We start from the raw sequence: 20,409 nt of genomic DNA on the forward strand, positions 1-20,409 counted from the left end.
CTTAGAGAGTGGCGGTCGCGAGCTTGGCCCCGAACCCAACGAAAAGTGCGCCGACGCTGGCGTTGGCCGTGCTGGAAAGACGGCGGCGCGCGCGGAAAGCCGCGGCCAGGCGGGCACCCGCAAAGATCAGCGTCGAGAGATAGATGAAGCTGAGCACCTGGATGATGGTGCCCAGGATCAGGAAGGTGAGCGCCGGATGCGGATAGGCCGGATCGACGAACTGGATGAAAAAGGACAGCAAGAAGGCGATGGCCTTGGGGTTCAGCAAGCTGACGACCAGTGCCTTGCGGAAGGGCTGGCTGGCGTCCACGACGCGCGGCGCGTCATCGGCCTTGGCCTCGCCGCGCCAGGTGCTCAGCGCACCGCGCAGCAGCTGGATGCCGATCCAGCCAAGATAGGCTGCCCCGACCATTTTCACGACAAAGAAGATCTGCGGGCTAGCCATCAGCAGCGAGGCCCCGCCGGCGGCCGCGGCCGTCATCAGCACCGTGTCACCCACGAACACGCCGCACGCTGCCGTATAGCCAGCCCGTACACCCCGTTGGGCGGCGACGGACAACACGTACAGCGAATTCGGCCCCGGCAGCAAGATGATGAAGATCGCTGCCGCGAGGTAGGTGCCGAGGTCGGTGATGCCAAACATGCGAGGCTCCCGAGTTCCGATTTAGGCCTTGCTCATCAGGCCAATGAAACGGTCGAACAGGTATGCAATGTCGTGCGGGCCAGGGCTGGCTTCGGGGTGTCCCTGAAAGCTGAAGGCCGGCTTGTCGGTGCGGGCGATGCCCTGCAGCGTGCCGTCAAACATGCTGATGTGCGTGGCGCGCAGGTGGCCCGGCAACGTGTCGGGATCAACCGCGAAACCGTGGTTCTGGCTGGTGATGCCAACGCGACCGCTGTCCAGGTCCTTGACCGGGTGGTTGGCGCCATGGTGGCCGAACTTCATCTTGAAGGTCTTGGCGCCACTGGCCAGTGCCAGGATCTGGTGACCCAGGCAGATGCCAAAGACGGGGATACCGGACTCGATCAACTGGGCCGTGGCCTTGATCGCATAGTCGCAGGGCTCCGGGTCGCCAGGGCCGTTGGACAGGAAAACGCCATCCGGCTCGAGGTCGAATACGGCGCTGGAAGGCGTCTGCGCGGGCACGACGCTGACCTTGCAGCCACGTTCGGCCAGCATGCGCAGAATGTTGTTCTTGACACCGAAGTCATAGGCGACGACGTGGAACCGGGGCGCGGTCTGCTGGCCGTAGCCGCTGCCGAGCTTCCATTCAGTCTCGGTCCATACCTCGCTCTCGGCACGGCTGACCACCTTGGCCAGGTCCAGGCCGGCCATGGACGGCGCGGCCTTAGCGGCGGCGACGGCAGTGTCAATGTGGGACTGCGTCAGCGCTTCACCCGCGGGCAGCGCCAGGATGCAGCCGTTTTGCGCGCCATGGGTACGCAAAACGCGCGTCAAACGACGCGTGTCCAGCCCAGCTATGGCCACCGTGCCCTGCTCCCGCAGGTAGGCGTCCAGCGTCTTGCCGGAGCGAAAGTTGGACGCGCGAATGGGCAGGTCCTTGATGACCAGACCGGCAGCGAACACCTTGGACGCTTCCACGTCCTCTTCGCTGACGCCATAGCTGCCGATATGCGGATATGTCAGGGTGACGATCTGCTTGCAGTAGCTGGGGTCGGTCAGAATTTCCTGGTAGCCGGTCAGCGCGGTGTTGAACACCACTTCGCCGACGGTCTGGCCGGTGGCACCGATGGACTGGCCTCGGAACACCGTCCCATCCGCCAGAGCCAAGATTGCTTGAGGGGGATGGAGCAGGTCAGTCAGCACAAGGGTCTCCGCAAGTGGGGCGCCTGCCCAGCATCGATCCGTCCCAAGACGGATCAACTTGAAGAAACCAGAGCGGTTTTGTGCCGGGCAGCGTGGGGTTCAGGTAAACCTATCGAGTATAGCCGACAAGGGTTAGTACCGAGCCTTCGCGACCCTGGCGTGCCCCCTCAAAGTGCCGCGATGCCCGCCTTGGCGATCTCGGCGTCCTCGCTGGACTTGACACCGCTCACGCCCACCGCGCCCACGCACTGCCCGTCGACAAGGATGGGCACGCCGCCCTCCAGCATGCCATGCATGCCTGGCACGCTGAGGAAGGACTGGCGGCCACCATTGATCATGTCCTCGTAGACCTTGGATTCGCGCCGCCCCAGTGCCGACGTGTGGGCCTTGGCAGGCGCAAACAGCGCAGAACTTGGCGATGCACCGTCCAGGCGCTGCAGCCACAGCAGATGGCCGCCAGCGTCGACGATCGCGATGGACACGGCCCAGCCCTTGCTGGTCGCGTGAGCTTCGGCGGCGGCGGCGATGCGCTTGACGTCTTGGAGTTCGAGTTGAGCTTGCTGTTTCATGGTCTTGCTTTCCCAGGTACAGGCCCCAATGTAGCCGTCCGGTACCGCCCTAGAATCCCTGCGGTTTCCATTCGTCTCCCGGAGGATCGTCATGAACGAAAGCTTGCAAACCCAATACGGCCATGCCGGGATGGGTCTGGCCGCCGACCGTCAGCGCGTGCTGCGCAATACCTACTGGCTGCTGGCCCTGTCCCTCGTGCCGACCGTGCTGGGCGCCTGGGTCGGCGTTGCCACCGGCCTGTTCCAGCTGATGAGCCCCGGCATCAGCATGATCGTGTTCTTCGTCGGCGCATTCGGTCTGATGTTCGTCATCGAGAAGACCAAGGAGTCCGCCACCGGCGTCGCCGCGCTGCTGGCCTTCACGTTCTTCATGGGCCTGATGCTCTCACGGCTGATCGGCTACGTGCTCGGCTTCAAGAACGGCACCTCACTGGTCATGACCGCCTTCGGCGGCACGGCAGCGGTGTTCTTCACGATGGCCACGCTGGCCACCGTCATCAAGCGCGACCTGTCCGGCATGGGCAAGTTCCTGACGGTCGGCGCCGTCGTGCTGTTCGTCGCCTGCATCGCGAACTTCTTCCTGCAGTCGTCGGCACTGATGCTGACCATCCTGGTGCTGATGCTGGGCGTGTTCTCGGCCTTCATGCTCTACGACATCAAGCGCGTGGTCGACGGCGGCGAGACCAACTACATCTCCGCCACGCTGGCCATCTACATGGACCTCTACAACGTGTTCCAGAGCCTGCTGTCGCTGCTGGGCATCTTCGGCGGCGACCGCGACTGACGCACCCCCCCCCATGACAAAGGCGGCCTGCAGGGCCGCCTTTGTTTTTGCCCAAGATACTGAGCCGAAGATGGAAAAATCCTCTTCGAATCAACAATTTATCGTTCATTCCAGAAGAAAGTGGAAGGCTACCCGGCAGGACGCGACGGGCGCATCCACGAGGCTGTGACCGCTGCGTTCACAGGAACTGGATTTGCCTGTGTGCCTACCTGTTTGTAGTCCTGCCGCCGTAGGAATTTCAGTTCTCTCGAAGCCTTGTGCCCCGCCAACTCCGGTGCAAGCGGGAATGCAGTTGGGCCACGTCGCCGCGGTCCCTGCGGGCGCACAGGCCTGCGCCTCGCCCGGGCAGCGGGCTCAGCCAGAGCATCCCGATTTCTAGGCACGACGGAGCCGCGACGGCTTTGCGGCCATCGGCGACTTGCCACCTCCTGCCTACTTGGCCGGCACATAGTTGCGCAGCACGAAGGGCGCGCTGAACCACATCGGCTGGCCCACCTGACCCACATGGGCCGACAGCATCACCGTGCCTGCCGCCTGGTCGGCCTGGGCCGTGCCGTTCAGCACCACGGGTTCTAGCTTGCTGGTCAGCGTCGCCACGCCGGACAGCAGGGCCGTGTAGGGCGCTGCGTTCAGTTGCAGCGAGACAGGCACGCTGACCTTGGCCTTGGCGTCGTCCGTATCTAGCCGCATCCAGATCAGCACCTGCAGCTTGTCACCCTTGCGGATGTCGCCGGTGATGGGGGCGATCACGCCGTTGTCCCAGGGGTTGGTGCGCTTGCCCTGCAGATCGACGCGCAGACAGGTCTTGCCCGAAGCCTCGCAGGGCACTTGCTGTGTGGACTGGCCTTCGCCATAGACCGACCAGGCACTGACCTTGGGCGCATTGATCAGGTGATCCAGCGCCGGGTCAGCGCTGCGCGCCACCGCCTGGGGCCCTGCGCCCGTCACCGGCACGAGGGCGTTCAGGATGGGCTTCACCCAACCGTCCGCCTTCATGTCCCAGGCGACGAAGTCGGAATCGAACTGCCAGTAGCTCCAGCCGAAGCCACGCGCCTCGGCGGCCCGGGCGACCGCCGCGGTCCAGCCCACGCGCTGCGCCATGCCGGCAGTCTCGAGCGCACCGAACTCGCCTAGCAGAATGGGCCGGCCCGCACGCAGGGCCCAGGCCTTGACGCGGTCGAAGTCCTGCTTGAGCTTGTCCAGCTCCGCGGCCGTACCCCAGGTCACGCCGGACAGCTTCTGGAACTGCGGCGTCCACGACGCGCCCTGGTGGGTGAACTCCATCGGCGTGTAGTAGTGAAAGGTGACAACCAGGTTGCGGTCGGCCTCGGGCAGCTTCAGGCTGTCGAGATGGTCCAGCGAATTCCAGAACCTGGGGCCGACGACAACGCGGCGCCGGGGATTGGTCTCACGGATGATGGCCAGGTTCTCGGCCAGCATGTCGTTCCAGACCGCATCGGCCGCGCCATTGGGCTCATTCAGGATCTCGAACAGCACCGCATCGGGCGCATCCTTGTAGCGCGGCGCGACCTGGCGCCAAAAAGCCTTGAGCCGCGCACGGCACAGGTCGATCTCCTTGGCACAGTCGTTGAAATTGTGCTGGTCGAGGATGACCTGCAAGCCGGCATTCAGCGCCGCGGCCGTCATCTCGTCCAGCGTCTTCAGCCAGGCGGCCGACAGCCGCCCTTGCGCGTCCATGTGCTCGAAGGCATGCAGATTCAGCCGGACATGGTCGAAGCCGCCATCTCGGATGGCCTGCATGTGTCGCGGCTGAAAGCGCGCCTTGGCGGGCTCGCTCCACAACGGGTCATAGCCCAGGGCATTGACGCCTCGCTTGAGCGCCAGCGGCGGCAGATCCACCGCCTGGGCAAGTGAAACAGGCGCCAGGCCCAGGGCCAGGCAGGCAACGCCCAACAGGCGTGGGAGTGGGTTGCGAATCAGCATGGCCGGCCTCTTGTCTCCAAATGAACTAAACACTTTTTGTTTACTCATTTTGTCGACATCGGCCTGGCGCCGATTCCGGACTAACACGGAGGCCGGAAAGCAAAAGATCCGGCCCTCTGCATTGCGGCAGGCCGGATCTGGCTCGTCCGAGCCGGGCGATCAGCGTTCGAAAACGGCGATGCTCTCCACGTGTGCCGTGTGCGGGAACATGTTGACCGCGCTCGCGGCCGTGCAGCGGTAGCCGGCCACATTGACCAGCAGGCCTGCGTCGCGCGCCAGCGTCGCCGGGTTACAGCTGACGTAGACGATGCGCCTGGGGGGCACCCAGCCCGGCGCGAGCGAGGGGTCCTGGGCGATGTCGGCCACCGCCTTGGCCAGCGCGAAGGCGCCCTCGCGCGGCGGGTCGATCAGCCAGCGGTCGGCCGTACCATCCAGGGCCAGCAGCTCGGGTGTCATCTCGAACAGGTTGCGGGCCACGAAGCTCGTCTTGTGCGCCAGGCCATTGGCCTTGGCGTTCTCGCGCGAGCGCTGCACCAGCGTCTCGCTGCCCTCGATGCCCAGCACCTCGCGCGCCTGTGTGGCAAGCGGCAGCGTGAAGTTGCCCAGGCCGCAGAACCAGTCGATGACGCGGTCGCCCTTGTGCACCGCCAGCAAGCGCAGTGCGCGCCCCACCAGCGACGCGTTGATATGCGGATTGACCTGGGTAAAGTCCGTCGGCTTGAACGGCATGCGGATGCCGAACTCTGGCAACGCATAGGCCAGCTCGGCGCCACCTGCATCAAGCAGCTTCACGGTGTCCGGCCCCTTGGGCTGCAACCACCACTGCACGCCGTGCTTCGCGGCGAACTCGCGCAGCATCGCCACGTCGCCATCCGGCAGCGGGTTCAGGTGACGTAGCACGAGGGCGATGACCTCGTCGCCCATGGCCAGCTCGATCTGCGGCAGCCGGTCACGCTCGGCCATGGCCGCGATCAGCTCGCGCAGCGGCATCAGCAGGTCACTGACGACGGGAGGCACGACCTTGCAGACCTGCATGTCTGCCACGTAGCGGCTCTTGCGCTCGTGAAAGCCTATCAGTACCACGCCCTTCTTTTGCACGTAGCGCACCGAGAAGCGGGCGCGGTAGCGATAGCCCCACGTCGGCCCCTCGATGGGACGTAGCAGCACCTCGGGCTTGACCTTGCCCAGGTGCCAGAGCTGGTCTTCCACCACGCGCTGCTTGATGGCCACCTGCGCGCCCGCATGCAGGTGCTGCATCTTGCAGCCGCCGCATGCACCGGGATGCAGGCCGAAATGCGGGCAGCCCGGTGTCACGCGGAGCGGGCTTTCCTTCTTGATTTCGGTGAGCTGGCCCTGCTCCCAGTTGTTCTTGCGGCGCGAGATCTGCGCCTTCACCACTTCACCCGGCAAGGCTCCATCGATGAAGACCACCTTGCCCTCGACGTTGTGCGCCACGCCCTGCGCCTCAAGTTCGATGCTCTCGACCTTGAGCCAATCCGTTGTCTGAGTCATCCCCGGATTATCCGAGGCTCGTGCAAGAGATCAGAAGATCGAATCCCGGTCCACGCCGTGACGCATCATGTTGCGCTTCAGCTTGGCCAGCGCCTCGATCTGGATCTGACGGATGCGCTCGCGTGTCAGCTTCAGGCGGATGGCCAGCACGTCCAGTGTCTCGGGCTCACGATCCGACAGGCCGTAGCGGCCCGACAGCACCTCGCGCTCCCGGTCGTTCAGGCTGGCCAGACCATGCTGCAGCAACTCCTCGACTTCGTGCGAAAGACGCAGGCCCATGGGGTCGATGGCCTGGTCGTCGGCGACGAGATCCAGCATGGACTCGCCCCCCTCGCCATTGCGGTCCACCGGCGAATCGAGGGAGCTGGGCAGCTCGGCATAGGCCAGCAGCTCCGCCACTTCGTCGACCGGCCGCCCCAGCGCCTGGGCCACATCCTCGGCGCGCACACGCCCTTCCGACCCGTTGGCGCTTTGGAGGGCTTCCAGCGCACGACGCGCCTTCAGCACCTGGTTCAGCTCGCGCACGATGTGCACCGGCAGCCGCACCAGCCTGGCCTGGTGCATCAGCGCACGTTCTATGCTCTGGCGTATCCACCAGCTCGAGTAGGTCGAGAAGCGGAAGCCGCGCTCCGGCTCGAACTTGCTGATCGCGTGCATCAGGCCGAGGTTGCCCTCCTCGATGAGATCGCTCATCGGCAGGCCCCGGCCCAGGTAGTTCTTGGCGATGCTGACAACCAGGCGCAGGTTGTGCTCGATCATGGCCTGACGGGCCTCGAAGTCGCCCGAGCGCGCGGCCTGGGCGGTGTCGAACTCCTGCTGCGGCGTCAGCAGCGGCGTGCGCCGGATGTCGCGCAGATAGGCCTGCAGCGCGTTGCCCAGTTCGACCTCGTCGCCCGTGGCACGCAGCATCTGCCCTTCTTCATCGGGCGCCTCGGGGCCCGGGTCGGGATCGCCACCGTTGCCGTTCAGCGCCGACAACATGACGCCAGGTTCGTGGCTGACGCCCTCGTGGCCGTTGGATTTGGACACAGCGCGTTTCATGGCAGGTTCGCTGGCCCAGTGGTGCGGTCCTGCCTGCCGCGTCCTCAGCGCGCCGGCAGCAGCTTGGCCGGGTCGACAGGCTTGCCGAGCTTGCGCACTTCGAAGTGCAGCTTGACGGTGTCACTCTCGGTGGAGCCCATCTCGGCGATCCTCTGACCCTTGCGTACGACTTGGTCCTGCTCGACCAGCATCGCCCGGTTGTGGGCATACGCAGTCAGGTAGGTGTTGTTGTGCTTGATGATGACCAAGTTGCCGTAGCCGCGCAAGCCCGAACCGGCGTAAACGACGCGTCCATCGGCGACGGCCAGCACCGGGTCACCCGCCTTGCCCGCGAAGTCCAGGCCCTTGTTGCGCTGCTCGTCGAAACCGGCGCTGACCGGATGCGCAACGGGCCAGCCCCAGGCCAGTCCATCATCGTCGGACGACGCGGCAGCCGTAGCGGGCGAAGCAGCGCCGGCGTTCGTAGGCGCACTGGCGGCTGCCACCGGAGGCTTGCTGTCCAGCGGTCTCGATTCGACCTTGGGCGCACTGGCGATGGGCTTGGCCGTCACGGCGCTCGCATCCACGCCTGGCGGCACGACGCGCAGCACCTGACCGACTTCGATTCGATTGGGGTTGTCGAGGTTGTTCCACTTCGCGATGTCGCGCCAGCCCTGGCCGTTGTCCAGCGCGATGCGGATCAGCGCATCTCCCGGCTTGACGGTGTAGTAGCCGGGTTTGCCTGCGTTCTCGGCGCCGGGCGGCGGCTTGACCTCGGCCGCTGCGGGAGCAGAGGCCGCGGGAGCCGGCGCCGAAGCCGCCGGCTTGGGAGGCAGCGGGTTGCGGTCCTCGACCGGGGCTTGATGCAGCGAAGTGCCGCAGGCGCTGAGCAGCAGCGAGGTGGTGACGACGAGTAGAAGGCGCAGGCTATAGGGCATCGTGTGGCTGGAGCACGTTGGAGGCCGACCCGATTGTGTGGCGCGGTGCGCCGTCGGCCTCGTCAGACGACGCCAGATTTTAGGGGGACGAAGAGCACGGCCTCATGTTCGCTCCGAACCCAGCGTCCGACACCACCCTCGACGACGTGGTCGAGCACGACCAGTACCTGCCCGCGGCCGCTGGACACGGTCGGGGCTATGAGGCGCCCCCCAGGCGCGAGCTGCTCCAGCCAGGCTTGCGGAATATCCTCGCCACCGGCGGCCGCGATGATGCTGTCGAAGGGGCCGCTGGCCGAGTGGCCGACGCGGCCATCACCCCATACCAGGCGCGGCACTGCATGGGGCCTGGGCAAGGTCACACGCTGCAGATTGAGCCTGGCCTTCTCGTGCAGGCCCTGCAGGCGCTCGATGGAGGTGACGTGGCGCGCCAGCAGCGCGATGACTGCGGCCTGGTAGCCGCAGCCCGTGCCGATCTCCAGCACCCGGCCCAGCGCGCTGCGCTGGCGAGCCCCGGCGCCAGCCATCAGCAGGCCCAGCATGTGGGCGACGACAGAAGGCTTGGAAATCGTCTGTCCATGGCCGATGGGCAGTGCCGTGTCCTCGTAGGCCTGGGCAGCCAGTGCGCTGTCGACGAACTCGTGGCGCGGCACGCTGGCCATCGCGGCCAGTACTCGCTCGTCGAACTTGCCCTCGGCACGCAGCCGGGCCACCATGCGCTCACGCACGGCGCCGCTGTCCAACCCTGTGCCGCTTGGCCGCGCCAGCCGGGCTGCGTCGGCCGTGGCCTGACGCAGATGACGCTGCGGCATCAGCAGCTCGCGCTGGGGAGAGGCGGCCGACTTCAGGCTGGCGGGAAAACGCTTTGGGGTGCTCATGCCAGTGCCACCCGGCCGCCCGCGGGCGCTCCAGCGAGCGTAGGGGTGATCATGTCGTCAAAGACCCAGGCGTTGCGCCCAGTTGCCAAGGGACGCATGCTCCGTCAAGTCCACCTGCAGCGGCGTGATCGACACTTGGCCGTTCGCTGTGGCATGGAAGTCCGTGCCCTCGCCAGCATCCCTGGCGTCGCCCGCCGGGCCGATCCAGTAGATGGTTTCGCCGCGCGGGTTGACCTGCTGGATGATGCCCTCGCTGGCATGTCGCCGCCCCAGGCGGGTCACGCGGCGCGGCAGTTTGTCGGCATCGGCACGATTGGGGATGTTGACGTTGAGCAGGAAGCCTTGGCCCAGACCACCGGCAATGACCTGCTCCACGACGCTGCGCGCCGCGCGAGCCGCGGCCTCAAGTTCGCCCCAGCCCTTCTCCGCCTGCGAGAAGGCGATTGACGGGATGCCGAACAAATAGCCCTCGGTCGCTGCAGCAACGGTGCCGGAGTACAGCGTGTCGTCACCCATGTTGGCGCCGTTGTTGATGCCCGAGAGCACCAGGTCGGGCCGGTAACCCAGCAGGCCGGTCAGCGCCAGGTGGACGCCATCGGACGGCGTGCCGCTGACGTAGCGGAAGCCGTTGGCGGCACGATAGACGTTCAGCGGCCGGTTCAGGGTCAGCGAATTGGAGGTGCCGCTGGCGTTCTGCTCGGGGGCGATGACCTCGATCTCGCCCAGGCCCTCACAAGCTTTCACGAGAGCCGCGAGGCCGGGAGCAAGGTAGCCGTCGTCGTTGGAAATCAGGATGCGCATGGTTGCCAATTGTAGGGAGAGCGTCACCTGCGAGACCGGGTGTAACCACCTTGATTCCTATCATGGCCGTTTCAGGAAATCGGAGACGACGATGAAAGCATGGCTGTGCGAAAACCCGGTAGGCGTCGAAGCGCTGCAATGGCGCGAACTGCCGGCGCCGGCACTGCCGGCGGGGCACCTGCGCGTGCAGATCAAGGCCGCCAGCCTGAACTTCCCTGACCTGCTCATCGTGCAGAACAAATATCAGATGAAACCAGCCCTGCCCTTCGTGCCGGGCACGGAGTTCTCCGGTGTCGTCAGCGAGGTGGGCGATGGCGTCAGGGGCTTTGCCGTGGGCCAGCGTGTCGCGGCCTTCGGCGGTCTAGGCGGCTTCGCCACCGAAGTCTGCATTCCGGCCGTGCTGGCCATGCCGCTGCCCGAAGGCTTCGCCTTCGAGGACGCCGCGGCCTTCATCTGCACCTACGCCACCAGCCACCACGCGCTGATGGACCGCGCCGCACTGCAGTCCGGCGAGACGGTCCTCATCCTTGGGGCAGCGGGTGGCGTTGGCACCGCGGCGCTGCAGATCGCCAAGGCCGCCGGTGCGCGCGTCATCGCCGCGGCCGGCAGTGATGCCAAATGCGAGGCCTGCAAGGCGCTGGGCGCGGACGCAGTCATCAACTACACCACGCAGAACCTGCGCGACGAACTGAAGGCCCTGACCGAGGGCAAGGGGCCAGACGTGATCTACGACCCCGTCGGCGGCGATCTGGCCGAGGCCGCCTTCCGCTCCATCGCCTGGCGCGGCCGGTACCTCGTCATCGGCTTTGCACAGGGGCAGATCCCGGCGCTGCCGCTCAACCTGGCCCTGCTCAAGGGCGCCTCCCTCGTCGGCGTGTTCTGGGGCGAGTTCGCCAAACGCGAGCCCGGCCGCAACGCCAAGATGCTGGGTGAGTTGGCCGCCTGGTACGCCGCGGGCAAGATCAAGCCGGTGCTGGACCGAGTGCTGCCCATGGCGGAACTGCCTGCAGCGTTCGCTCGCATGGCGGCTCGCGAGGTTGTCGGCAAGTTGGTTCTTACCAATCCTTGAAGCCTGAAACGGGGGCTTAGGCCGGGGTGTCAGGCCCGGGTCTGCACGGGGCGGTGCGCTACATTCAGCGGTCGAATCGACAGCCGCCGCCCGCCCCGCGCCATGACCGTCAAAGTTCTCATCATCGAAGACAACCCCGTTGCCCGCAGCTTCCTGTGCCGCGTGGTTCGAGAGAGCTTCAGCGATGCCATGGAGATCACCGAGGTCGGCGACCTCGAGAACGCCCGCCGCCAGGTGGCCAAGCTGTCTGCCGGCAACCCGGAGGTCGGCTTCAAGCTCATCCTGGTGGACCTCGAACTGCCCGACGGCAATGGCATGGAGTTCCTGACCGAACTGACAGGCTCGACGGCCATCAAGATCGTCACGACGCTCTACTCGGACGATGACCACCTGTTCCCGGCCCTGCAATGCGGTGCCGATGGCTATTTGCTCAAGGAAGACCGCTTCGAGGTGCTGGTGGAGGAGTTGCAGCGCATCGTGCGCGGCCAGCCGCCACTGTCGCCGGCCATCGCGCGCCGGTTGCTGTCGCACTTCCGGCCCAGCTCCAGTGACAGCGGCGCGATGCCGTTGAACTCCGGCTTCGGCGCGCTTTCGACGTCGCAGGCGTCTTTCGCCAACAGTCGTGGCGTGGCGCTGGACCCTCCTCCCGAGTGGGAACGCCTGACGCCACGTGAGAGCGAGGTGCTGACCTATCTGAGCAAGGGTTTCACGATCAAGGAGATCGCGAACCTGATGGGTATCAAGTGGTTCACCGTCAACGACCACATCAAGTCCATCTACAAGAAGCTTAATGTCAGCAGCCGCGCCGAAGCGGCCGTGCTGGCGTCAAAGCAGGGCCTGGTCTAACCAGCGCCGATTTGCCTGTGAGGGCAACGATTTAGCCCCTTCTGGGGCTTCTTGTTTCTGCGCTACCAATGTCTGCCGCCCCAAATTAACACCCCGGGGAACTTCCACTGACAGCCTAGATCGGCCGTTTGCAAGAGCCGCCCGCTATTGGGCGAGATATCCGACGCAGCATTCTGGTGAAAAGGCGCCGTCGCTTCTGCGGGCGACCCAATCCGTTTCAGAGACTCCAGCAAGCGTGGTCATTGGTAGAACGGAAATGAAAAATGGGCCCGAAGGCCCATTTTTGCTTACTACTTGGCGGAGAGGGAGGGATTCGAACCCTCGGTACGGGGATACCGTACGCCTGATTTCGAGTCAGGTACATTCGACCACTCTGCCACCTCTCCTGATTCGGTGCGCTGGTGCGAAGCCGATCATTATAGCCAGCTTTTTTGCGCCGCTGAAGCTCAGCTTCGCAACGTGTCGATGCCACCCATGTAGGGCCGCAGCGCTTCGGGCACGGTGATGCTGCCATCGGCGTTCTGGTAGTTCTCCAGCACCGCCACCAATGTGCGGCCCACAGCGAGGCCCGAGCCATTCAGCGTGTGCACCAGCTCGTTCTTGCCCTGAGCATTCTTGAAGCGCGCCTTCATGCGACGGGCCTGGAAGGCGCCCATGTTCGAGCAGGAGCTGATCTCGCGGTAGGTGTTCTGCGCCGGCAGCCAAACCTCCAGGTCGTAGGTCTTGGTGGCGCCGAAGCCCATGTCACCCGAACACAGCAGCATGGTGCGGTAAGGCAGGCCCAGCTTCTGCAAGACGGCCTCAGCGTGACCCGTCATCTCCTCCAGTGCCGCCATGCTGTGTTCTGGCTGCTCGATGCGCACCATCTCGACCTTGTCGAACTGGTGCTGGCGAATCATGCCGCGCGTGTCGCGACCGGCCGAACCGGCCTCCGAGCGGAAGCAAGGACTGTGGGCTGTCAGCTTGACGGGCAGATCCTCCGCCTTTAGCACGCTGTCGCGCACCGTGTTGGTCAGCGAGATTTCCGATGTCGAGATCAGGTACTGCTCGGGGTGTTCCGAATCACCGCCACGAAGCACCCAGAACATGTCTTCCTTGAACTTGGGTAACTGGCCCGTGCCCTCGAGGATCTCTCGGTTGACGATATAGGGCGTATAGCACTCGGTATAGCCATGCTCCGTCGTCTGCACGTCGAGCATGAACTGGGCAAGGGCCCGATGCAACCGGGCGACAGGGCCTTTGAGGAAGCTGAAACGCGAACCCGATAGCTTGGCGCCGGTTTCGAAGTCCAGGCCCAGCGACGCGCCGAGGTCGACATGGTCCTTGACGTCGAACTCGAACGCGCGCGGCTGGCCCCAGCGGCGCACCTCGACGTTCCCGGCCTCATCGCTGCCCGCCGGTACGCTGGCGTCGGGCAGGTTGGGCACCCCCATCAGCATCTCGTTGAGTTCATGCTGAATGGCATCCAGGCGCTCGGCGCCAGCCTTCAGCTCGTCCGCGATGCCGCCGACCTCGGCCATCAGCGCCGAAGCGTCTTCGCCCTTGCCCTTGGCCATGCCGATCTGCTTGGACAGCGCATTGCGGCGCGCCTGCAGCTCCTCGGTGCGGGTCTGCACGGCCTTGCGCTCAGCTTCGAGCGCCTTGAAGCGCTCCACGTCGAGGAAGGGCTGGGGGGTCTTGCGTATGTTCAGACGCTCGATGACGGCATCGAGGTCTTTGCGCAGTTGGGTGATGTCGAGCATGGATGAAAACCTTGGGGAATCGGATGCGAAAACGGCGCCGATGTCACAGCGCCGCCGGATGCGTGAGGCATCGGCGTCAAGACAATGAACGCGTCACCTCGGCCATGGACTTGTCGCCCAGCCCCATGGGCAGTGGGAAGTGCACGTTCTCTTCGACGCCCGGCAGGCTGCGCACCGTCGTCGCGCCGAACTCGCGCAGCCGGCTGATGACAGCCTGCACCAGCACGTCGGGCGCCGAGGCGCCGGCCGTTAGGCCCACACGCGGGCGGTCTTGTAGCCACTCGGCCTTCAAGTCTTCAGCAGCATCGACCATGAAGCCCGGCGTGCCCAGGCGCTCGGCCAGCTCGCGCAGCCGGTTGCTGTTGGAACTGGTGGGGCTACCGACGACGATGACCACGTCCACCTGCGGCGCCAGCAGCTTGACCGCGTCCTGGCGGTTCTGGGTGGCGTAGCAGATGTCCTGCTTCTTGGGTTCGCGCACCTGCGGGAAGACGCGCTTCACCTCGGCCAGGATCTGGGCAGCATCATCAACGCTCAGCGTGGTCTGCGTGACGACGGCGAGCTTGGCGGGATCCCTCACGCGCACCTTGGCGACATCTTCGACGTCCTCCACCAGGAAGATGCCTTCAGACAGCTGGCCCATGGTGCCCTCGACCTCGGGATGGCCTTTGTGGCCGATCATGACGAACTCGTAGCCCTCGCGGTGCAGCTTGGCCACCTCGACGTGGACCTTCGTCACCAACGGGCAGGTTGCATCGAAGACATTGAAGCCACGGGCTGCGGCCTCGCGGCGCACCTCCTGGCTGACGCCATGGGCACTAAACACCAGCGTCGCTCCGGCCGGCACCTCGGCCAGATCCTCGATAAAGATGGCGCCGCGCGACTTCAGGTCGTTGACGACGTAGGTGTTGTGGACGATCTCGTGGCGCACGTAGATGGGCGCGCCGAACTTGAGCAACGCCCGCTCGACGATCTCGATGGCGCGGTCCACACCGGCACAGAAGCCGCGCGGCTCGGCCAGCAGCACTTCCTGGAGTTGCTGGGCAGCACTCATCACAGCACCCCGATCACTTGCACTTCGAAGCTCACCGGCTGACCGGCGAGCGGATGGTTGAAATCGAACAGCAGCGCCTCCTCGCCCAGCTCGCGCACGACGCCGGCATAGCCACCCTGCCCGTCCGGGCCGGGGAACTGCACGACGTCGCCGACGTTGTAGACCTCATCCGGATCGCCCAGTTGACGCAGCAGTGTCAGCTTCACGCGCTGCAACAGCTCGGGGTTGCGATCGCCGAAGGCTTCGCCGGGTGCCAGCTGGAAGCGCTCGTGCGCTCCCTCGGCCAGTCCGAGCAGGCGCGCTTCGATGGCCGGCGACAGCTGGCCGGCACCCAACGACAGCGTCGCGGGCTTGTCGCCGAAGGTGTTGACGATGTCGGCGCCGTCCGGGCCCGAGAGCCGGTAATGCAACGTAAGGAAAGAGCCGGCCTGGATGGGGTTCATTCGAGAGAGGTCTGGGAGCGCTTGGCTAGACTGCCGATTTTATGCCGCTGACCCATCTGCCCCCGGACGCCCGCCCGCGCGAGAAGCTGCTCGCCCGCGGACCGCAGGCGTTGGCGGACGCCGAGCTGCTGGCCCTGCTGCTGCGTACCGGCATCCAGGGCATGCCGGTGCTGCATCTGGCGCAGAGCCTGCTGGACCGGTTCGGTGGCTGGGCCGGACTACTGGCTGCCGACGTGCAGGACCTGGCCCAGGTCAGAGGCCTGGGGCCGGCGAAACGCGCTGAGATCGCCGCCGTGCTGGAAATCGCACGCCGCTCGCTGAACCAGCAGTTGGCCGAGAAACCGGCGCTGAACGACGTCGACGCGGTCAAGACCTATCTGCGCCTGCATCTGGGCGGCCTGGACCACGAAGTGTTCGCCGTGCTGTTCCTGGACGCGCAGTTGCGGCTGATCGCCATGGAGACGCTGTTCCAGGGTTCTCTGACCTCGACCACCGTACACCCGCGCGAAGTCGTCAAGCGCGCGCTGGCCCTGGGTGCCGGCGCGACCATCCTGGCCCACAACCACCCCAGTGGCGTCGCCGAGCCCTCCAAGGCCGATGAACAGTTGACGCGCCAACTCAGCCAGGCACTGGCCCTGGTGGACGTGCGCGTCGTCGACCACCTCGTTGTCGGCGCCGGCGAGGTCGTCTCCTTTGCCGAGCGGGGCCTGCTGTGAGCAAGCCAGCGGCGGTACGCAGCCTCGCCGACCTCAAGCCGCTCGCGCGCGAGCTCGCCGCCGCGCGGCTGGCGGTCGAACTGGAGCGTGAGCACCGCGCCGCAGCGCTGCGGCTGGCGGAGCAGGAACGGCGCGCCTTCGAGCTCAGCGTAGGGCCCGTGACGCCGCTGCGCCGCGTCGACCGAGTGCTGCACGAGCGCGAACAGCCCGCACCGGAACCCCGCCAACGCGAGGCGGACGAACGCGCCGTGCTGTTGCAGGCCCTGTCGGACGAGATCGATGTCGAGTCGCTGCTGGACACCGACGAGACGCTGAGCTTTCGGCGCGAAGGCATCAGCCTCGAGGTCGTGCGCAAGCTGCGTCGCGGCCATTGGGCCCTGCAAGCCCAGCTCGACCTGCATGGGCTGCGCCGCGACGCGGCGCGGGAGGCCCTGGGCCTCTTCGTCCACGACAGCGCACGACGCGGCCTGCGATGCGTGCGCGTCGTGCACGGAAAGGGTCACGGCTCTCCAGGCCGAGAGCCGGTACTCAAGGGGCGGGTGCGACGCTGGCTCGTACAGAAGAGCGAAGTGCTGGCCTTTGTGCAGGCGCGCGCCAGCGACGGCGGCGCCGGCGCCCTCATCGTGCTGTTGAACGGAACGGTCTGACACACGGCTGACGGCAAATGCCGCCAGCTCGGTGCGTCGCGCGGCAGACACGCGGTTCAACGCCATTGACCGGGCCCGTTAGGCCAGAGTAGTCTGGGCGCAAGCCGCCACCTGCGCGACATCCGGTTTCCCAGCCCCGACGAGGAGAGAACCCATGTCCCACACCTTTTCTGATCGTGCGCCTCAGCCCAAGAGCTATGTCGGCATCGGCCTGGTCGTTGCCCTGCACGTCGCAGGCATCTGGGCGCTGAGTGCGGGGCTGATCAAGGCGCCACCCAGGCCCCCTGAAGTCGCCACGTTCAAGCCGCTGCCGCCTGACGTCGTTACCGATCCGCCACCGCCGCAACGACATCCCGAAAAGCCGACACTGCGCGACCCTCAGGTGCCCCTGGTCCAACCGCCGATATTTGACGTCTTCCCTCCGCAGGAAGCACCTACCGGCGGTATCACGACGGCGCGCGGAGAGCCGATGCCTAGCACTCCTGGCCCGGCCACACCCAGCGTCGCGCTGCCGCAGCAAAGCATCGACAGGACGCAGGTCCAGCTCCCGGGCGCGGTCTGTTCCGTGATGCCCCGCCCCGAGGTCCCTGCTGTCAACTGGAGCGGCGAAGCGGTGCTGCAAGTGATTGCCACGGTACGCGGCGGCCGCGTCGTCGGCACGGACTTGCGCGTGACCCAGGGCGCCATGGATGGCAAGACAAGGCGCTCACTGCAGCGCTCAGTGGAATCCGCCCTTGCCGGCTACCAGTGCCAGGGTGATGCGATGTTCCAACAGGAGTTCGCGTTCAGGATCGACTAGGGCCTGTTAACACTAATTGCACCAAAGCAATTGGGCTGCGACAGTGAGTGCATGGAGATCACAGCAGCCCAATTCGCGCAGATCGAGCACTGCTTGCCGCTGCAACGCGGCAATGTCAGCCTGTCGAATCTGCAGGTGTTGAATGCCATCCTTTACGTTGCTGAGCACGGCTGCAAATGGCGCGGCTTGCCCAAGCGCTTCGGCAACTGGCATACGATCTACACGCGCATGAGCCGCTGGGCAAAGTCGGGCGTTTTGGACCGGACCTTCGAGCAATTGCAGCAGGCGCAGATCGTGCAGATCAAGATTGAAGCGGTGTCGCTGGACAGCACCAGCGTCAAGGTGCACCCCGATGGCACCGGCGCGCCAAAAAAAACGGTCCGCAAGCTATCGGCAAATCCCGTGGTGGGTGGAACACCAAAATCCATCTCGTCGCGGCGGACGCGCGCACGGCCATAACCTTCTCGCTGTCACCAGGGCAGGCGCACGATGCTCCCGAGGGGCGAGCTCTGCTGAAGCGGCTCGGTGCGCCCAATCGGCCTTTGCATCTGTTGATGGATCGCGCCTACGAGGGCAACGAAACTCGGCAGCTCGCACTCGACCTGGGGTTCATCCCTGTCGTGCCGCCCCTGAGCAGTGAGCGTCCAGCCGCTCCACCTTGACTCAGTCTGGAAGCGGGGCTATCTCGCCGCAGCTGCGGATCCGACGAAGGCGACGCACTCCACGAGGTTGAGAGTGGCCAGTACCAAGTACTTCTCAGCCTCGGTACGCACGGCCCACAGGTCGTGGTCGCCGAGATAGCCGTAGGCGAATGCAAGCAGATTGCGCTCGGGATGCTCGTCACAGAACTTCTGGACGATCTGGGCGACCAACTCAGGCGGCAGCCCCTCGTTGAAGCGCGCACGGGCAGTCAGGCGCTGTAGGCATCCCTCCTGGATGTCCTCGGTGACGACGGGCCACTGGTGACCGCTGAGCTTCATCGCCTGGAACGTGACGAGCAGGACGTGAATCGCCACATCCAACTGCGCCATGGCCACGCCCATGCGCGGCAGCACCAGGATCGACGCGAGCAACGTGGGCTGCTTCACGAAGATCTCATCGGTGAGCGCCACCTTCTGCTCCAGGCTCATCCGCTGGACGGCACGCTGGGCCTGCACGATCACGGGCAAGTTGATCCGTTCCATTGTCAGGTGGGCCGCCAGCGGTGCGGCAGCAGTTCTTCGAGGCGGTGGCTCGGGTGTGAGTGGATGCGCGCCAGCACATCGCGCAGATAGGCCCACGGATCCAGGCCGTTGAGTTTGGCCGACTGCACCAGGCTCATCACCACCGCAGCGCGCTGGCCGGCCAACGCGCTGCCGGCGAACAGCCAGTTCTTCGCTCCAAGCTTCCAGGGCTTGATCTGCCGCTCGATGAGGTTGTTGTCGATGACCACGGCCCCGTCGTCCAGGTGTAGCGTGAGTGCCGGCCAGGCGTTCAGGCTGTAGTCGATCGCCTCGGCGATCTTGCTGCCATCGAGCACCTGCGTGCGCTGCAGCTTCAGCCACACCTGGAGCTCCTCCCACAGCGGCCGACTCACCGCCTGGCGTGCCTGGCGGCGCTCGTCGTGGGACATCTCGCCGAAGGCGCCTTCGGCACGGTAGATCCGTGCCCAGCGCTGCATGGCCTCGGCGGCCACGGCGCTGGCACTGTGCTCACCGCGGCTGAGCTCCTCGAAGCGACGACGGGCATGCGCGGCACATGCCGCCGACTTGCGCTGCGGGTAAAGCTTGCCGTCCAGCACGGCGTTGTAGCCCCCATACTGGTCCGTGATCAGAGTGCCGTTCCAGGCGGGTTCCGGCGCAGGTGGCCCCTTGCCACCGAGGAAGGCGAGCGGGTACTGCGATCCTCGACCCAGGCAGAACTCGTAGATCACGCCCGGGTGCGGGTCGTGATGGCTGCGTGCCCATGCCCAGACATAGGCCTTCTTCGTCTTGCCGGCACCAGGGTCCAGCAGTGGCACCGGCGTCTCGTCGGCATGCAGCACCCGGCAGCTCAGGATGAAGGCTCGGTGCAGCTCGTACAGCGGCTCCAGGCTCGCGCCGCCAGCGCCGCCCCAACTGGCCAGCGTAGAGCGCGGCGTGTGCACGCCGGAGCGCGCGTTGATCGGCTCTTGCCGGTAGTACGGCAGGTGGTCGACGAAGCGGCTGATCAGCGTGTGGGCCACTAGCCCGGCCGCCGGGATGCCGCCGTCGACGACGTCGGGCTCGGCCGGTTCCTGGCGGAGCACCTGGCAGCACCGGCACACCCACTTGCCGTAGATGTGCCGGTGGACGAAGAACTTCGCCGGGACGATGTCCAGCTTCTCGCTGACGTCCTCGCCGATGCGCTGCATGGGCTGGCCGCAGTCGGAGTTCGGGCAGGTGGTGTCCTCGGGCTCGTGGCGGTGCTCCACGCGCTCCAGATGTTCGGGCAGCGCCTGGCGCCGCGGTTTGCGCGGGGGTGCCTTGGGCGTCTTAGGCGCCTCGGGCAGGCCGCGCTGCAGTTCGGCCAACTTCGCCTGCAGGCTGGCTTCGTCCTCGGCAAGGGCTTCAGCGAACAGCAGTCGCTGTGCAGCGGTCATGGCCTCGGTCTTGGCGTCGAACTGCCAGCGGCGCAACCGGGCAATCTCGAAGTTGAGCTTGTCGATCTTGGCTTGCGCCAGCGTGAGCTCCCGGCCACGGTGGGCCAGTTCCTGCGCATCGACCCGCGCTTGTTGCTGCAGCCGCTCAATCAGCGCGAGCACCTCGGCGGGCAGGCTCGTCAGATCAGGGGTGGGGGCAACTGCACTGGGCATGCGCAGCATGGTG

20 protein-coding genes, 1 tRNA gene and 1 pseudogene are annotated in these 20,409 nt (G+C 65.8%); 7 read left to right on the plus strand and 15 right to left on the minus strand.

Annotated elements, in window-relative coordinates; all coding sequences use genetic code 11:
- Position 1: 1 nt before the first annotated feature.
- From leuE to QM732_RS14645, 3 genes are all read right to left on the minus strand, one after another.
- Entirely contained in the window at positions 2-643 is a 642-nt protein-coding gene (gene leuE, locus QM732_RS14635) for a leucine efflux protein LeuE (protein WP_415656857.1), read from the minus strand.
- 21 nt (positions 644-664) lie between these two features.
- Complete coding sequence (gene carA / locus QM732_RS14640; RefSeq protein WP_415656858.1) at positions 665-1,825, minus strand: glutamine-hydrolyzing carbamoyl-phosphate synthase small subunit; 1,161 nt, start codon at positions 1,823-1,825, stop codon at positions 665-667.
- A 167-nt stretch (positions 1,826-1,992) separates the two neighbouring features.
- Entirely contained in the window at positions 1,993-2,394 is a 402-nt protein-coding gene (locus tag QM732_RS14645; protein WP_415656859.1) for a GlcG/HbpS family heme-binding protein, read from the minus strand.
- A gap of 91 nt (positions 2,395-2,485) precedes the next feature.
- Here QM732_RS14645 and QM732_RS14650 point away from each other — a divergent pair, with 91 nt between their 5' ends.
- A complete protein-coding gene (locus QM732_RS14650; protein ID WP_415656860.1) occupies positions 2,486-3,178 on the plus strand; it encodes a Bax inhibitor-1/YccA family protein in 693 nt (230 codons plus the stop codon).
- A 432-nt stretch (positions 3,179-3,610) separates the two neighbouring features.
- Here QM732_RS14650 and QM732_RS14655 read toward each other — a convergent pair whose 3' ends face one another.
- From QM732_RS14655 to surE, 6 genes are all read right to left on the minus strand, one after another.
- Positions 3,611-5,122 carry a glycoside hydrolase family 5 protein gene (locus QM732_RS14655; RefSeq protein ID WP_415656861.1) on the minus strand — a complete coding sequence of 504 codons (1,512 nt, stop codon included), beginning with the start codon at positions 5,120-5,122 and terminating at the stop codon, positions 3,611-3,613.
- 159 nt (positions 5,123-5,281) lie between these two features.
- Positions 5,282-6,634 (minus strand): 23S rRNA (uracil(1939)-C(5))-methyltransferase RlmD, encoded by a 1,353-nt coding sequence (gene rlmD, locus QM732_RS14660; RefSeq protein ID WP_415656862.1) that lies wholly within the window; start codon positions 6,632-6,634, stop codon positions 5,282-5,284.
- A 30-nt stretch (positions 6,635-6,664) separates the two neighbouring features.
- On the minus strand, positions 6,665-7,543 hold the full coding sequence (gene rpoS, locus QM732_RS14665) for an RNA polymerase sigma factor RpoS (protein WP_415659386.1): 879 nt from the start codon (positions 7,541-7,543) through the stop codon (positions 6,665-6,667).
- A gap of 176 nt (positions 7,544-7,719) precedes the next feature.
- A complete protein-coding gene (locus tag QM732_RS14670) occupies positions 7,720-8,592 on the minus strand; it encodes a peptidoglycan DD-metalloendopeptidase family protein (RefSeq protein WP_415656863.1) in 873 nt (290 codons plus the stop codon).
- Positions 8,593-8,654: 62 nt separating this feature from the next.
- A complete protein-coding gene (locus QM732_RS14675) occupies positions 8,655-9,467 on the minus strand; it encodes a protein-L-isoaspartate(D-aspartate) O-methyltransferase (protein ID WP_415656864.1) in 813 nt (270 codons plus the stop codon).
- 57 nt (positions 9,468-9,524) lie between these two features.
- Positions 9,525-10,268 (minus strand): 5'/3'-nucleotidase SurE, encoded by a 744-nt coding sequence (surE, locus tag QM732_RS14680; RefSeq protein WP_415656865.1) that lies wholly within the window; start codon positions 10,266-10,268, stop codon positions 9,525-9,527.
- Between the two features lie 91 nt (positions 10,269-10,359).
- On the opposite strand from surE, the gene QM732_RS14685 reads away from it, so the two are divergent.
- Positions 10,360-11,337, plus strand: coding sequence for an NADPH:quinone oxidoreductase family protein (locus tag QM732_RS14685; protein ID WP_415656866.1), 978 nt, complete (start codon positions 10,360-10,362; stop codon positions 11,335-11,337).
- A 102-nt stretch (positions 11,338-11,439) separates the two neighbouring features.
- Positions 11,440-12,183, plus strand: a complete 744-nt coding sequence (locus QM732_RS14690) for a LuxR C-terminal-related transcriptional regulator (protein WP_415656867.1) — start codon at positions 11,440-11,442, stop codon at positions 12,181-12,183.
- A 295-nt stretch (positions 12,184-12,478) separates the two neighbouring features.
- Here QM732_RS14690 and QM732_RS14695 read toward each other — a convergent pair.
- The 4 genes from QM732_RS14695 to QM732_RS14710 all read right to left on the minus strand — a co-directional run bounded on the left by QM732_RS14695 (position 12,479) and on the right by QM732_RS14710 (position 15,422).
- Positions 12,479-12,569 (minus strand) — tRNA-Ser (locus tag QM732_RS14695).
- Between the two features lie 60 nt (positions 12,570-12,629).
- Complete coding sequence (gene serS, locus QM732_RS14700) at positions 12,630-13,925, minus strand: serine--tRNA ligase (protein WP_415656868.1); 1,296 nt, start codon at positions 13,923-13,925, stop codon at positions 12,630-12,632.
- A 76-nt stretch (positions 13,926-14,001) separates the two neighbouring features.
- On the minus strand, positions 14,002-14,979 hold the full coding sequence (ispH, locus tag QM732_RS14705) for a 4-hydroxy-3-methylbut-2-enyl diphosphate reductase (protein WP_415656869.1): 978 nt from the start codon (positions 14,977-14,979) through the stop codon (positions 14,002-14,004).
- Positions 14,979-15,422 carry an FKBP-type peptidyl-prolyl cis-trans isomerase gene (locus QM732_RS14710; protein ID WP_415656870.1) on the minus strand — a complete coding sequence of 148 codons (444 nt, stop codon included), beginning with the start codon at positions 15,420-15,422 and terminating at the stop codon, positions 14,979-14,981. Before QM732_RS14710 ends, ispH begins: the two co-directional genes overlap by 1 nt.
- 41 nt (positions 15,423-15,463) lie before the next feature.
- Here QM732_RS14710 and radC point away from each other — a divergent pair, with 41 nt between their 5' ends.
- The 4 genes and pseudogenes from radC to QM732_RS14730 all read left to right on the plus strand — a co-directional run.
- On the plus strand, positions 15,464-16,138 hold the full coding sequence (gene radC, locus QM732_RS14715) for a RadC family protein (protein ID WP_415656871.1): 675 nt from the start codon (positions 15,464-15,466) through the stop codon (positions 16,136-16,138).
- Positions 16,135-16,785: a Smr/MutS family protein gene (locus QM732_RS14720; protein ID WP_415656872.1), complete on the plus strand. Its 651-nt coding sequence runs from the start codon at positions 16,135-16,137 to the stop codon at positions 16,783-16,785. Before radC ends, QM732_RS14720 begins: the two co-directional genes overlap by 4 nt.
- Positions 16,786-16,939: 154 nt before the next feature.
- Entirely contained in the window at positions 16,940-17,584 is a 645-nt protein-coding gene (locus QM732_RS14725) for a hypothetical protein (RefSeq protein WP_415656873.1), read from the plus strand.
- A gap of 51 nt (positions 17,585-17,635) precedes the next feature.
- Positions 17,636-18,222: pseudogene (locus QM732_RS14730) on the plus strand (IS5 family transposase); the annotation flags it as partial.
- Positions 18,223-18,264: 42 nt separating this feature from the next.
- On the opposite strand, the gene QM732_RS14735 reads toward QM732_RS14730, so the two are convergent.
- Positions 18,265-18,768 carry a hypothetical protein gene (locus QM732_RS14735; protein WP_415656123.1) on the minus strand — a complete coding sequence of 168 codons (504 nt, stop codon included), beginning with the start codon at positions 18,766-18,768 and terminating at the stop codon, positions 18,265-18,267.
- A 2-nt stretch (positions 18,769-18,770) separates the two neighbouring features.
- Positions 18,771-20,396: an IS66 family transposase gene (gene tnpC / locus QM732_RS14740; protein WP_415656874.1), complete on the minus strand. Its 1,626-nt coding sequence runs from the start codon at positions 20,394-20,396 to the stop codon at positions 18,771-18,773.
- Between the last annotated feature and the right edge of the window lie 13 nt (positions 20,397-20,409).

It is taken from the genome of Roseateles sp. (assembly GCF_047654805.1).
Lineage (GTDB): Bacteria > Pseudomonadota > Gammaproteobacteria > Burkholderiales > Burkholderiaceae_C > Pelomonas.

What these genes read in the sequence shown, in the direction of transcription:
- leuE (WP_415656857.1), bottom strand. Translation starts at nt 643, where the DNA reads ATGTTTGGCATCACCGACCTCGGCACCTACCTCGCGGCAGCGATCTTC.
- QM732_RS14645 (WP_415656859.1), bottom strand. Translation starts at nt 2,394, where the DNA reads ATGAAACAGCAAGCTCAACTCGAACTCCAAGACGTCAAGCGCATCGCC.
- QM732_RS14650 (WP_415656860.1), top strand. Translation starts at nt 2,486, where the DNA reads ATGAACGAAAGCTTGCAAACCCAATACGGCCATGCCGGGATGGGTCTG.
- QM732_RS14655 (WP_415656861.1), bottom strand. Translation starts at nt 5,122, where the DNA reads ATGCTGATTCGCAACCCACTCCCACGCCTGTTGGGCGTTGCCTGCCTG.
- rlmD (WP_415656862.1), bottom strand. Translation starts at nt 6,634, where the DNA reads ATGACTCAGACAACGGATTGGCTCAAGGTCGAGAGCATCGAACTTGAG.
- rpoS (WP_415659386.1), bottom strand. Translation starts at nt 7,543, where the DNA reads ATGCTGCGTGCCACGGGCGACGAGGTCGAACTGGGCAACGCGCTGCAG.
- QM732_RS14670 (WP_415656863.1), bottom strand. Translation starts at nt 8,592, where the DNA reads ATGCCCTATAGCCTGCGCCTTCTACTCGTCGTCACCACCTCGCTGCTG.
- QM732_RS14675 (WP_415656864.1), bottom strand. Translation starts at nt 9,467, where the DNA reads ATGAGCACCCCAAAGCGTTTTCCCGCCAGCCTGAAGTCGGCCGCCTCT.
- surE (WP_415656865.1), bottom strand. Translation starts at nt 10,268, where the DNA reads ATGCGCATCCTGATTTCCAACGACGACGGCTACCTTGCTCCCGGCCTC.
- QM732_RS14685 (WP_415656866.1), top strand. Translation starts at nt 10,360, where the DNA reads ATGAAAGCATGGCTGTGCGAAAACCCGGTAGGCGTCGAAGCGCTGCAA.
- QM732_RS14690 (WP_415656867.1), top strand. Translation starts at nt 11,440, where the DNA reads ATGACCGTCAAAGTTCTCATCATCGAAGACAACCCCGTTGCCCGCAGC.
- serS (WP_415656868.1), bottom strand. Translation starts at nt 13,925, where the DNA reads ATGCTCGACATCACCCAACTGCGCAAAGACCTCGATGCCGTCATCGAG.
- ispH (WP_415656869.1), bottom strand. Translation starts at nt 14,979, where the DNA reads ATGAGTGCTGCCCAGCAACTCCAGGAAGTGCTGCTGGCCGAGCCGCGC.
- QM732_RS14710 (WP_415656870.1), bottom strand. Translation starts at nt 15,422, where the DNA reads ATGAACCCCATCCAGGCCGGCTCTTTCCTTACGTTGCATTACCGGCTC.
- radC (WP_415656871.1), top strand. Translation starts at nt 15,464, where the DNA reads ATGCCGCTGACCCATCTGCCCCCGGACGCCCGCCCGCGCGAGAAGCTG.
- QM732_RS14725 (WP_415656873.1), top strand. Translation starts at nt 16,940, where the DNA reads ATGTCCCACACCTTTTCTGATCGTGCGCCTCAGCCCAAGAGCTATGTC.
- QM732_RS14735 (WP_415656123.1), bottom strand. Translation starts at nt 18,768, where the DNA reads ATGGAACGGATCAACTTGCCCGTGATCGTGCAGGCCCAGCGTGCCGTC.
- tnpC (WP_415656874.1), bottom strand. Translation starts at nt 20,396, where the DNA reads ATGCCCAGTGCAGTTGCCCCCACCCCTGATCTGACGAGCCTGCCCGCC.